General features: G+C 54.8%; 10 protein-coding genes. 5 read left to right on the top strand and 5 right to left on the bottom strand.

All coding sequences use genetic code 11. The features are described from left to right. Window positions 1-173: 173 nt before the first annotated feature. Complete coding sequence (gene purL / locus ACLRGG_RS02830) at window positions 174-4,064, bottom strand: phosphoribosylformylglycinamidine synthase (protein ID WP_416248327.1); 3,891 nt, start codon at window positions 4,062-4,064, stop codon at window positions 174-176. Window positions 4,065-4,334: 270 nt separating this feature from the next. Between purL and mltF the strand changes: the two genes are divergently transcribed. After that, complete coding sequence (gene mltF / locus ACLRGG_RS02825) at window positions 4,335-5,792, top strand: membrane-bound lytic murein transglycosylase MltF (protein WP_416248326.1); 1,458 nt, start codon at window positions 4,335-4,337, stop codon at window positions 5,790-5,792. A 77-nt stretch (window positions 5,793-5,869) separates the two neighbouring features. Here mltF and tadA read toward each other — a convergent pair whose 3' ends face one another. The 3 genes from tadA to murQ form a co-directional block, all read right to left on the bottom strand. Beyond that, entirely contained in the window at window positions 5,870-6,388 is a 519-nt protein-coding gene (gene tadA / locus ACLRGG_RS02820) for a tRNA adenosine(34) deaminase TadA (RefSeq protein ID WP_416248324.1), read from the bottom strand. A gap of 105 nt (window positions 6,389-6,493) precedes the next feature. Further along, a complete protein-coding gene (yfhb, locus tag ACLRGG_RS02815; protein ID WP_416248323.1) occupies window positions 6,494-7,132 on the bottom strand; it encodes a phosphatidylglycerophosphatase C in 639 nt (212 codons plus the stop codon). Window positions 7,133-7,526: 394 nt separating this feature from the next. After that, window positions 7,527-8,426: an N-acetylmuramic acid 6-phosphate etherase gene (gene murQ / locus ACLRGG_RS02810; protein WP_416248322.1), complete on the bottom strand. Its 900-nt coding sequence runs from the start codon at window positions 8,424-8,426 to the stop codon at window positions 7,527-7,529. Window positions 8,427-8,606: 180 nt separating this feature from the next. Here murQ and ACLRGG_RS02805 point away from each other — a divergent pair, with 180 nt between their 5' ends. Beyond that, entirely contained in the window at window positions 8,607-9,446 is an 840-nt protein-coding gene (locus ACLRGG_RS02805; RefSeq protein WP_416248321.1) for a MurR/RpiR family transcriptional regulator, read from the top strand. 317 nt (window positions 9,447-9,763) lie between these two features. After that, window positions 9,764-10,510, top strand: coding sequence for a glycosyltransferase family 25 protein (locus tag ACLRGG_RS02800; RefSeq protein ID WP_416248368.1), 747 nt, complete (start codon window positions 9,764-9,766; stop codon window positions 10,508-10,510). Between the two features lie 219 nt (window positions 10,511-10,729). On the opposite strand, the gene ACLRGG_RS02795 is transcribed toward ACLRGG_RS02800, so the two are convergent. Next, on the bottom strand, window positions 10,730-11,287 hold the full coding sequence (locus tag ACLRGG_RS02795) for a recombinase family protein (RefSeq protein ID WP_416248320.1): 558 nt from the start codon (window positions 11,285-11,287) through the stop codon (window positions 10,730-10,732). A gap of 23 nt (window positions 11,288-11,310) precedes the next feature. Here ACLRGG_RS02795 and ACLRGG_RS02790 point away from each other — a divergent pair, with 23 nt between their 5' ends. Then, entirely contained in the window at window positions 11,311-11,874 is a 564-nt protein-coding gene (locus ACLRGG_RS02790) for a phage tail protein (RefSeq protein WP_416248319.1), read from the top strand. Further along, window positions 11,871-12,464 (top strand): tail fiber assembly protein, encoded by a 594-nt coding sequence (locus ACLRGG_RS02785; RefSeq protein WP_416248318.1) that lies wholly within the window; start codon window positions 11,871-11,873, stop codon window positions 12,462-12,464. Before ACLRGG_RS02790 ends, ACLRGG_RS02785 begins: the two co-directional genes overlap by 4 nt. Window positions 12,465-12,707 lie beyond the last annotated feature (243 nt).

Below are 12,707 nucleotides of genomic sequence, written 5' to 3'. Positions count from 1 at the left end.
CGGTTAGTTTCGTTGCCTGCAATCAGCTAAAGTCGAAAGGGGCAAAAAAACAGTCTTAACGTACAATCATTTTCAATATCCAAACTGGCCTTCAGAATGCCGTAAAGGCGTGATAAGGGCCGGTAAGAGGCCGGAAGCAGCACGCAGCACGTGCAGGCTTCCGGCTACAGCGATTAACCCAGCTGCTTACGCGCATTACGGAAAATACGCATCCACGGGCTGTCTTCGCCCCACTCAGCCGGATGCCACGAGTTACTCACCGTACGGAATACGCGCTCAGGGTGCGGCATCATTATTGTCACCCGTCCACTTTCGTTGGTCAGCGCGGTAATGCCGTTGGGCGATCCATTTGGGTTAGCCGGATACTGCTGAGTGACATTACCGGCGTTATCGACAAAGCGCAGCGCCACCAGCCCCTGATGCTCAATCTTCGCCAGATGGGCCGCATCCCGCACCTCCACGAAACCTTCACCGTGAGAGACGGCAATTGGCATACGCGACCCCACCATACCGTCCAGCAGTAGCGACGGACTGGCAGCCACTTCTACCAGGCTAAAGCGCGCTTCAAACCGTTCAGACTGATTACGCACGAAGCGTGGCCAGGCGTCGCTACCCGGGATCAGCTCATGCAGATTGGACATCATCTGACAGCCGTTACAGACTCCCAGCGCCAGCGTTTGCGGGCGGTGGAAGAACTCTTCGAATGCGTCACGCACGCGAGTATTGAACAGGATGGATTTCGCCCATCCTTCACCCGCGCCCAGCACGTCGCCATAGGAGAAACCGCCGCAGGCGACCAGCGTCTGGAAACGTTGCAGATCGGTGCGCCCCGCCAGCAGGTCACTCATATGCACGTCAACGGCATCGAAGCCTGCCCGATGGAAGGCTGCCGCCATTTCAACGTGAGAGTTAACGCCCTGCTCGCGCAGAACGGCCACTTTTGGCCGCGCGCCCGTGGCGATAAACGGCGCGGCAACGTCCTCTTCCGGCCTGAACGTCAGCGCGACGTTGAGACCCGGATCGCGACTGTTTTTCTTCGCTTCATGCTCCTGATCGGCACAGTCCGGGTTATCACGCAGTCGCTGCATCTGCCAGGTGGTTTCTGCCCACCAGGTGCGCAGCTGGGTGCGGCTCTCGCTGTAAACCGCAGATTCGCCCGAGGTGATAACAAAACGATCCCCTTCCTGTGCCCTGCCAAGGACGTGAACGCAGTCGGCCAGGCCGTTATCCGCAAAGGCCTGCTCAACCTGAGCGCGATCGGCGGCGGCAATCTGAATAACCGCGCCCAGCTCTTCGTTGAACAGCGCCGCCAGCGCGTCATCGCCCAGCGTGGCAATATCGACCTGGAGTCCACAGTGGCCGGTAAACGCCATCTCTGCCAGCGTGACCAGCAGGCCACCGTCTGAACGGTCGTGGTAGGCCAGCAGTTTGCCCGCGGCCACCAGCGTCTGGATGGCGTTAAAGAAGCCCGCCAGCTGTTTGGCATCGCGCACATCCGCGGGTTTGTCGCCCAGCTGGCGATAAACCTGCGTCAGCGCGGTCGCCCCCAGCGCGTTATTCCCTTTACCCAAATCGATAAGCAGCAGCGCATTATCCTGCCCGGGTTGCAGCTGCGGCGTCACGGTACGGCGGACATCCTCGACGCGGGCGAAGGCGGTGATCACCAGCGACAGAGGCGAGGTCATTTCGCGCTGTTCGTTGCCCTGCTTCCAGCGGGTTTTCATCGACATGGAGTCTTTGCCGACCGGGATAGTAATGCCCAGCGCCGGACAAAGCTCCTCGCCTACCGCCTTAACCGCTTCGTACAGACCGGCATCTTCACCCGGGTGACCCGCCGCCGCCATCCAGTTAGCGGAAAGTTTGATACGCTTCAGCGAACCGATCTGCGTGGCGGCAATGTTGGTCAGGGCTTCACCCACCGCGAGGCGACCGGAAGCAGCAAAATCCAGCAGGGCAACCGGCGCACGCTCACCCAGCGCCATCGCCTCACCGTAGTAGCTGTCGAGGCTGGCGGTGGTCACGGCGCAGTTAGCCACCGGGATCTGCCAGGGACCAACCATCTGGTCGCGAGCCACCATCCCGGTCACCGAGCGGTCACCGATGGTTATCAAAAAGGTTTTTTCCGCCACGGACGGCAGATGAAGCACCCGCCTGACCGCCTCGGCCAGGGTAATATCGTGGCGATCCAGCGGCTCACCCACCGCTTTCAGCGTACTGACGTCGCGGGTCATTTTTGGCGTTTTGCCCAGCAGCACGTCCAGCGGCATATCAATAGGCTGCGTGTTGAAGTGACTGTCGGAAAGTGCCAGATGCCGTTCTTCGGTCGCTTCACCAATTACCGCGTACGGTGCGCGTTCACGCTTACACAGGGCATCAAACTGCGCCAGCTTATCCGGCGAAACGGAGAGCACGTAGCGCTCCTGCGATTCGTTACACCATACCTCCAGCGGGCTCATTCCCGGCTCATCGCTGAGGATATCGCGGAGGTTAAAACGACCGCCACGACCGCCGTCGCTAACCAGTTCCGGCATGGCGTTTGACAGGCCGCCCGCGCCCACATCGTGGATAAACTGAATCGGGTTGTCCTCGCCCAGCTGCCAGCAGCGATCGATCACTTCCTGACAGCGACGCTCCATTTCCGGGTTGTCACGCTGTACCGAGGCGAAGTCCAGATCGGCATCAGACTGCCCTGACGCCATAGAGGAGGCTGCGCCGCCGCCGAGGCCGATATTCATCGCCGGGCCACCGAGAACGATCAGCTTCGCGCCCACGGTAATTTCACCCTTCTGTACGTGGTCGGCGCGGATATTCCCCATGCCACCCGCCAGCATAATCGGCTTGTGGTAGCCACGCAGCTCAATGCCGTTGTGGCTGTTTACCTCTTCTTCATAGGTGCGGAAGTAGCCATTCAGCGCCGGACGCCCAAATTCATTATTGAATGCCGCGCCGCCCAGCGGGCCATCCGTCATGATATCCAGCGCCGTGACGATGCGTTCCGGCTTGCCGAAATCTTCTTCCCACGGCTGTTCAAAGCCTGGAATGCGCAGGTTGGAGACGGAGAAGCCCACCAGCCCCGCCTTCGGTTTAGCACCGCGGCCTGTCGCACCTTCATCGCGAATTTCACCGCCGGAACCGGTCGCGGCGCCCGGCCAGGGGGAGATTGCCGTAGGGTGGTTGTGCGTCTCCACCTTCATCAAGATGTCGGTCTGTTCCTGATGAAAGTCGTACTGATGCCGCTCGGCGTCGGCGTAGAAGCGACCTACCGTCGAGCCTTCCATTACCGCCGCGTTATCTTTATAGGCAGACAGCACGTAGTCAGGCGTTTTCTCGAAGGTATTCTTGATCATTTTGAACAGCGATTTTGGCTGCTGCTCACCGTCAATGATCCAGTCGGCGTTGAAGATTTTATGGCGGCAGTGCTCGGAGTTTGCCTGAGCAAACATATAGAGTTCAATGTCGTTTGGATTGCGCCCGAGGGTCTGAAATGCGCTAAGCAGGTAATCGATTTCATCCTCTGCCAGCGCCAGGCCCAGCCTGCGGTTGGCCTGCTCCAGGGCGCTACGCCCTTCGCCCAGCGCATCGACGCTCTGGAGTGGCGCAGGTTCGTGCTGAACAAAAAGTTGTTCAGCCTGGCTCAGCTCAGTCAGCACCACTTCCACCATCCGGTCGTGCAGCATCATACTCAACTGCGACCAGTGTGCGGACGTCAATGTCGGACCTTTAATGTAAAAAGCCAGCCCCCGCTCAAGACGCCTGACCTGCGGCAGACTGCAGTTATGGGCGATATCGGTCGCTTTTGACGACCAGGGTGAGAGCGTGCCGGGACGAGGCGTTACCAGTAGCAGGCGCCCTTCGGGGGTGTGTTCGGCGAGAGAGGGGCCATATTTCAGCAGGCGCTGCAGGCGAACCTTGTCTTCTGCATTTAGGGGCGCGCTGACATCGGCGAAATGGACGTACTCAGCGTATATATCACTCACCGGCAGGTGAGCGTCCTGAAAGCGGGCCAGCAGTTTGTTAATACGAAATGCCGACAGAGCGGGCGAACCACGCAGAATTTCCATCATCAAAGATCTCTCGTCTTCGAAGCGCCGGGCGACGCTTCTTTGGGCGCAACAGGGAAAACGGGGGCCATTATAGAGAATCCCCGCCCTTTACGAAACCGTTTGCGCAGAATATATCGACTTGCGGAATTGGCTGAAAATCGCCCAATTCTATATTAATTCTGTTGCGCAGGGGGCATGAGTTGCGCAAAATGCCCCACGCTCGGGAGCCAATACAAACAACATATACTGCCGCTAAAGACAGAAACCTGAGCGAATTAGAGAGATAACTATTTGAAACACCTAAAATTTAATTATCTTCTCATCGGGCTGATCACCGTGCTGCTCGCGCTTGCACTGTGGCCGGCGATCCCCTGGCATGGGGGGGCGCAGGACCGTATTGAGCAGATAAAATCGCGGGGCGTTCTGCGTGTCAGCACGCTAAATTCTCCGCTGACTTACTACACCATCAATAAAGCACCGGCCGGTATGGATTACGAGCTGGCGAAACGTTTTGCCCGCTATCTGGGCGTTAAGCTACAGGTAACCGTTCGTCAGAATTTGAGTGAGCTGTTTGACGACCTGGACGACGATCGGGCTGACGTGCTGGCGGCGGGACTGATTTATAGCAGCGACCGGTTGAAACACTTTCGTACCGGCCCCGCCTATTACTCCGTTTCACAGCAGCTGGTTTACCGTATGGGTCAACCGCGCCCTAAAAGTCTGGCAGACCTGAAGGGGCGCCTGACGGTGGCCTCCGATTCTGCTTATCTCTCCACGCTGCGAAACATGAAGCAGACGCAGTATCCGAATCTCGACTGGGCCATCTCCACCGATCAAAGTCCCAGCACCCTACTGGAAGCAGTCGCCGACGGCAAACTTGATTATACCGTGGGCGATTCCGTCTCCATTGCTCTGCTTCAGCGGATCCACCCGCAGCTGGCAGTGGCGTTTGATATCACGGAAGAGGAGCCTGTCACCTGGTATATTCAGCGCGATCGCGATGACAGCCTGGATGCGGCGATGCTTGACTACTTCAATGAAATGGCTGAAGAGGGTGCGATGGCACGGCTGGAAGAGAAATATCTCGGACATGTCGGCACCTTCGACTATGTTGATACGCGCACCTTCCTGCGCGCCATTGATGGCACGCTGCCCGCCATTCGCCCGCTGTTTGAAAAGTACGCCAGCGCCATCGACTGGCGCCTGCTCGCCGCGATCTCCTGGCAGGAGTCACACTGGAACCCGCAGGCAACCTCCCCTACCGGCGTACGCGGCATGATGATGCTGACGCGCAATACGGCAGAGAGCCTGTCGGTCAGCGATCGTACCGACCCGGAGCAAAGTATTCGCGGCGGCAGTGAATACCTGACAAGAATGATGGAAAAGATCCCGCAGACGATCCCGGAGGATGAGCGGATCTGGTTTGCGCTGGCGGCCTACAATATGGGTTATGCCCATATGCTGGATGCGCGAACGCTGACGCAGAAGCAGAATGGCAATCCAGACAGCTGGGCCGATGTGAAGCTGCGCCTGCCGATGCTCAGCCAGAAACGCTATTACAGCCAGACCAGTTATGGCTATGCGCGCGGGCAGGAGGCCTATAACTACGTAGAGAATATCCGCATTTACCAGCTCAGCCTGGCGGGATATTTACAGGAGCAGGAGCGCAGGCTGGCCCAGCAGGCCGCACTTGAGGCGCAGCTGGGCCACGCCTATCCGGCGGTGGAACCGCAGATCGCGCTGAACTGATGGACTGATGGGCTGATGGGCTGATGGGCTGATGGGCTGATATTGTGCGGTGGTGGAGCGGTATGACGCGCCGTTGTTTAGCCCGTTTTACCGCCGGATGCCTGCTGCCGCGCTAACTCGCGCTGCGCTTTCTTCTCGGCACGCCGCTGGCGGAAGAAGTCGCTAAGCATGGAAGCACAGGCTTCCGCCCGGATCCCCTGCTCAACTTTCAGCTGATGATTCATGCCGGGATGGCCCAGTACATCCATCAGCGAACCGGCCGCGCCGGTTTTCTGATCTTTGGCTCCAAATACCAGTCGGTCGATACGGCCATGGACCATCGCGCCCGCGCACATCACGCAGGGTTCAAGCGTGACGTAAAGGGTCGTATCACAGAGCCGATAGTTTTTCAGCGCAATACCGCCCTGCCTGATGGCCATAATTTCCGCATGCGCGGTAGGATCGTGATGACCAATGGGCCGATTCCAGCCCTCACCAATAATCTGACCATTCTGCACCAGAACGGCCCCGACGGGCACCTCGCCCTCTTCCCATGCCCGACGCGCCAGCATTAACGCGTGGTCCATCCAGAATTCGTCGTCTGTGGTCGTGTTCACCTGAGTCTCCCGCTTAAAACGCCAGGCATTATATACGCCTGCCTCTGAAAGAACATATGTGCAGGCGTCAAGAGAAGAGGCGGCCGGGCAGGCGGGGAGAGAGGATTATTCCAGCTGCTGGAGCTGTCCCTGCGGCGTCACCCGCCAGCGATGCTGGCAGAAAAACAGCAGCGGATTATCCTGCTTGCTGTCGCTGTAGCCGCTATAGAGTTGCAGCGGCGTACCAATCTGCTCCTCAAGCTGCGCGACTTTCTCATGCCCCAGGCAGCGCATTGCCAGCAGGCGACCACCGTAACCGCGACGCATCTGGCTGGCTATAAGCTTCACTTTCGGCAGAAAGGCAGAGTCGAAATAGACCTGCTCTACCAGCGGCTGTGGGGAGCCGGTGATCAGCCAGACATCGGCGTCGGAACTGTTGAGATAGTCGGTCAGGCGCTGCTGCACAACGGGAAAAGCCGTGACGCGCTGGCGAAACCAGGTGGCGAAGGTTTTTTCCCGGGCAGTGAGCCGGGCTTCACTGTGGCCAAAGGTGATCGACCACAGCAGCAGGCTCATTGGCCATCGCGCCGCGCGTCCGCTGATCAGCAGACCGATACCGATGACCGGCAGCAGCGGCGCCACCAGCAGCAGGTTGAGCGGCTGCCGCCACAGCAGGTAGCGCATAAAAGTGCCAAACATATCCTGCTGATGCAGCGTGCCATCAAGATCGAAAAAAACGACGCGTCGTTGCTGACCGGTTATCAAACATGACTCCCTGAAAATTTTCAAATTCTGAACGTTGTGCCGAAGCTGAAGCAGCAGACTATAGCGGCCTGCGCATAACCATTCTTCTGTCCGGCGCTTCCGGTCACCGTTATCCGGTGCCGATCGCGCACGATAACTCATACCTTAGCAGCGATAATGATGAACGCCAACGCGGCACCCTGCCGTGGCCGCTGTCACACTGCATGGTGAACGCTGACGCTACATCGCTGTGCGTAATACGTTGCGTACCCGATTGCGCCATGCGCAGTGCAGACAAGGCGTAAATCCCCTCCTGGCGCATCCATCCGCTCAACGGTTTGCTTCTCTGCATGGCTCCACCTGGAGCGCTATTTGTGCCGCTATAAGTACCGCTAATGAGCCAACGGCGCGATCGCTACTCTTTATCCTCAAGGGCGGCGCGGAGGAATCCATTATGTTTTGCCAGACCCGCGCTGGCCTGCGCGGCTGAAAGGCCGGTAAGCACCATCAGCACGGCGGGTTTAACCGCATTGTGGGTCTGCTTTAGCGCATTCTCCGCTTCCTGTGCCGTACAGCCGGTGGCCTGACACACCATCCGGCAGGCCCGATCGACCAGCTTGACGTTGGTTGCCTGCATATCCACCATCAAATTCTGATAGACCTTGCCGACTTTAACCATCGCGCCGGTAGAGATCATATTCAGCACCAGCTTCTGCGCCGTACCCGATTTCAGCCGGGTTGAGCCGGTCAGCGCTTCCGGCCCCACCACCGGAGAAATGGCAATTTCAGCCTCTCGGGCAATGGGCGAATCCGGGTTACAGGAAACCGCCGCCGTCCGACAGCCCAGCTGGCGGGCAAAACGCAATCCGCCAATCACATATGGCGTTCTGCCGGAGGCGGCCAGCCCAACAACCATATCGGCTGAGGTCAGGTTCAGGGCCTGCAAATCATCCATTCCCAGCTGTTCGCTGTCCTCAGCGCCTTCCACCGCCTTAAGCAGCGCACCGGGCCCGCCTGCAATCAACCCAATAACCTGGCCGTGAGGGACGCCAAAGGTTGGCGGGCACTCAGAGGCATCGAGCACGCCCAGACGTCCGCTGGTTCCTGCGCCCATATAGATCAGCCGTCCACCTGCGCTAAACGCAGCAGCAGCAGCCTCAACGGCCTGCGCAACCTGGGGCAGCGTCAGATGGACGGCTTCCGCCACCTTTGCATCCTGCTGATTGAATGCCGTTACCATCTCAAGCGTTGAGAGGCTGTCGAGATCCATAGTTTCGCTATTACGTGTTTCTGAAATCAGGGTACCAAGATTCATAACGGGCTCATGTGTGAATTTTTAATTCTGTAATATAACCTGGTAAGGAATATTATATTCGCAGTCGGGCATCGTGGCTCACTTTTAATGATGTTATGCGATAACCGTACCGCCGCGCTACCGGCAGGCTATTATCAGCCCCTTTCGTTCAGGAAATTGTTACTCTCAGGAGATAAATCAATGAGTTCACTGCTGCGCATACGTCAGCTCTATCCCAGTCTGGCGCTCAATGAGCGTCGGGTGGCTGATTTTGTGCTGTCCCAGCCGGATCGCGCACGACATCTCAGTTCACAGAAGCTGGCAGAGGAGACCGGCGTCAGCCAGTCAAGCGTGGTAAAATTTGCGCAGAAGCTGGGTTATAAAGGGTTCCCCGCCCTTAAGCTGGCGCTGAGCGAGTCGCTGGCCGCTAAAGATGCCCTCACCGTCCACAACCTGATCCTGAGTGACGATCCGCTGAAGGCGGTGGGAGAAAAGCTGCTGATGGAGAAGCAGTCCGCGATTCGCGCCACGCTGGATATTAACAGTGAAGCCATGCTGCTTGAGACGCTGAGGCTGCTGCAGGAAGCCAATCGCATTGTGCTGGTGGGGATTGGCGCATCGGGTCTGGTGGCAAAAGATTTCTCCTGGAAGCTGATGAAAATCGGCATGAGCGCGGTCGCCGAACAGGATATGCATGCCCTGCTGGCGAGCGTCCAGGCGCTGGGGCCGGGCGATCTGCTGTTAGCCATCTCCTACACCGGCGAGCGACGCGAGATCAACCTTGCCGCCCAGGAAGCCCAGCGCGCCGGGGCGAACGTGCTCGCCTTCACCGGCTTTACCCCCAACACGCTACAGCAGCGCGCAAACCACTGTCTTTATACGGTGGCCGAGGAGCAGACCACACGCAGCGCGGCAATCTCTTCCACCACCGCCCAGCTAACGCTGACCGACCTGCTGTTTATGGCGCTGGTACAGCGCGATCCCGAGCGGGCCGGGGACCATATCCGGCATAGCGAGGCGCTGGTGAAAAAGCTGGTTTAACGCCAGTCCTGTCAGGACAAGTCATTGTAAGGCAGGGCAAGGCAAGGCAAGGCAAGGCAAGCTTAACGCTGCATATTTAAAAAGTATGCTTTGCCGCTTTCCTTCATTCAACAACCTGCTTATCACAATCTTCAATAAGACGTACTTAGGCATCTGCCGCCATGCACTTCATAGTGAAGCTGTGTAGAAGAAGTCCGGTTTTTTATTTAGGGGTAACTAAAGAAATGTCAATGAAGAAGAGGTGTTGCAGTGGATATCATAATAACGGACAATCTTACTAAAATGTAGAATTCGAGAGGCCGTATGAAAATTTTGTTATCAATTTAAAAAAGTCAGTTTTCCGTAGAGAAGCTATCACCAGCCGTCTTGACGAACTGGGATTAGAATTCGAACTTCTAGATGCAGTCGATGGCCGTGACATGTCAGAGGAAGAAAGAAGAGTCCATACGAAAGAATTAAATTATGCTTTTTTGCCAGGAGAAATTGGTTGCGCATTAAGCCATCAAAAAGCATACAAGAGGATGATTGATAATAATATCTCTGAGGCGTTAATTCTGGAAGATGATGCACTTCTTCCCGACTGCCTTCCATCACTATTAAGCAATGAGATGCTAACCTCCTCTAAACCGGGGATATTACTACTTAGCAGGGTTAACAAATATATAAAAAAACCGACACGCTCACTGAACGGAATTTTTTCAGTCCATTCAGTTCATAATGCAACCACTGCACATAGTTACATTATAAACTTAAGTGGTGCCAAAAACCTCCTTAGGAGTTTGTATCCTATATGGATGACTTCTGACAAATGGAGTTTATTCGAAGATTACTCCCTTGTTAATATTGAGGCTATTATTCCAGAACCCGTTACCCTGGGTGAAAATGCAAAAAACTCAACAATAAATCATAGCAAATGCGATGATGATATTTTAAAGGTAAAAAAAGAAACCTGGGAAAAGCTAATGAAAAAAAGGCCTGTTAGGGTAAGAGTTAAACATCGTCTTCGTCGCGCTATTACGCCAATTTTCAATAAGATAATTGATCAGAAAAAGGGCCCACGCTAAATAGCTGTGCATGATACCGCTTTAGTTCGCTGCCTACCCGGTTGCACCTCGCAGATACCGAGCCGAGCCTTGGCTCGCGCATCCATGCGCCCGACAGTTTGTTTAGCTACTTAGAGCCACCTTTGCACTATTTCAAACAATCATTAAGCCACTGCATAAACGCTGCTATAAAGAAAAGGCCGCTAAAGCCTGGCTGGTGGAGGCTGCTAACTATGAGCATCAACGTAATGCCTTCGCCGGATGATATTTATAAACCGTTTTCTCCGACACATCGTAGATACGGGCAATTTCCGCGCGGCTGTGGCCCTCTTTGATTAACCGACCAATCTGTTCCCACTGCGCATGGGTTAATTTCGGCCGACGCCCGCCAATTCGCCCCTGCTCACGCGCTGCAGCCAGGCCCGCTCGGGTGCGCTCAACGATAAGCTCACGCTCCATTTCGGCCAGCGCTCCCATAATATGGAAGAAAAAACGCCCCATTGGCGTGGCGGTATCAATGCTGTCGGTCAGACTTTTAAAATTAACGTCCCGCTCGCGCAGCTGCTCCGTCAGCATAACCAGATGTCGCATACTGCGTCCAAGCCGATCGAGCTTCCAGACTATCAGCGTATCTCCCGCCTGCAGCATGCGCAGAGCCTTTTTCAGCCCCGGCCTGTCAGTCGCCTTACCGCTGATTTTATCCTCAAAGATCTGCTCACAATTTGCACTCTGAAGAGCCATTCGCTGTAAGCTAGTGTTCTGCTCATTTGTTGACACCCTGATATAGCCAATTAGCACGATTTTCTCCCCCGACAAAAGTCATGAAGTGTGCCAGCAAGGCGTTTATCAGGGCCAGGGTTTGTTTTCGTGGAAACCTTGGTTTAGGGGAAGGCTCGGCAATACCTGTAGGCGTTCCTATTCCATGGCCTACCGCTACCCCCCCTTCAGGCTGGTTAAAGTGTAATGGAGCACTTTTTAACGCAACGTCTTATCCCATTCTTGCATCCGTGTATCCAACCTTAAAGCTACCAGACTTGAGAGGGGAGTTTATTCGAGGCTGGGATGATAACAGGGGAGCAGATAGTGGAAGAACCCTGCTATCTTTACAAGGGGATACCATCAGAAATATTACCGGTGAACAGTCTCTCTCAGTACCTTACAATGGGAAATCAACCGGTGCATTTTTTAATAATGGGAAGAATGCTAATGAAGGTATTTATCCAGACGGAACCACAATCTCGGATGCTCCAGCAGTAGGTAACACTTCGGCAGGGACATCTTCAGCAGGTGAACGAATTTATTTTGACGCATCACGGGTGGTCCCCACCTCCAATGAAAACAGACCACGCAATGTGGCATTTTACTATATTTTGAAAGGTGCATGATGAAAACTATTACACTTAATGATGATGGTCTGGCTAATGAGTCGGGCAACATAACCGTATATCATTATGACTTGCAGACAGGGGAGTATATTGGTTCATCAGAAGAGTTTCTGATGCAAGGTATAGGAATCCCAGACCATTCTACCTTTTTAGCACCACCTCCGGTTGAAAAAGGCATTGTAGCTATATACCGTGACGGTAGTTGGCATATTTTAGTGGACCATCGAGGGGAGATAGTCTATTCAACCATCAATGGTTCTGAAATATATATATTTGACATTGGTGATTACCCTAAAGACACGACGTTTCTCAAACCAGCAACAAAGTATGATACATGGGATGTTCAAAAGTGGATCACAGATGCCAATGCTCAGAAAGCAGCAAGCATTAAAGATGCAGAATTAAAGAAAGAGGTATTGATAAAAGAGGCAAACGAAAAGACTCAGGCATGGCAGACACAGCTTCTTCTCGGGATTATCTCAGATGAGGATAAAGACTCACTCATAACCTGGATGAAATACGTCCAGGCGGTACAGGCTGTTGATCCGCAAACTGCTCCGTCAATAATCTGGCCGGTTAAGCCAGTTTAAGGGGATTGCCACCGATTATAAGGCGGCTATATTTACTCCGAACGGGCTTATACTATTCCCGTCACAGAATGCTATAATATCTTATTGCATTTTATGAATCATTCCTAATTACATTGATAATCTATACTCTTTAAAATGCCCGCTCTCGCGCTGAGGAATCCCCAGTAATGGGCGGGTAAAAAAAGACAGGCATAGAGTTTTGTGATCTACTGATTTGTGCAACCAATTCAATGAGATCACCTC

The sequence above is a fragment of the Erwinia sp. PPS120 genome, assembly GCF_047918655.1.
GTDB classification, from domain to species: Bacteria; Pseudomonadota; Gammaproteobacteria; order Enterobacterales; family Enterobacteriaceae; genus Erwinia; species Erwinia tasmaniensis_A.
Note: the sequence above shows the minus strand (reverse complement) of the source record. Positions and strands in the feature narration are given on the sequence as shown.

Excerpts from the sequence above, each read along its gene's own strand:
- purL (WP_416248327.1), bottom strand. The coding sequence starts at position 4,064 with ATGATGGAAATTCTGCGTGGTTCGCCCGCTCTGTCGGCATTTCGTATT.
- murQ (WP_416248322.1), bottom strand. The coding sequence starts at position 8,426 with ATGAATCTTGGTACCCTGATTTCAGAAACACGTAATAGCGAAACTATG.
- ACLRGG_RS02805 (WP_416248321.1), top strand. The coding sequence starts at position 8,607 with ATGAGTTCACTGCTGCGCATACGTCAGCTCTATCCCAGTCTGGCGCTC.
- ACLRGG_RS02790 (WP_416248319.1), top strand. The coding sequence starts at position 11,311 with ATGAAGTGTGCCAGCAAGGCGTTTATCAGGGCCAGGGTTTGTTTTCGT.
- ACLRGG_RS02785 (WP_416248318.1), top strand. The coding sequence starts at position 11,871 with ATGATGAAAACTATTACACTTAATGATGATGGTCTGGCTAATGAGTCG.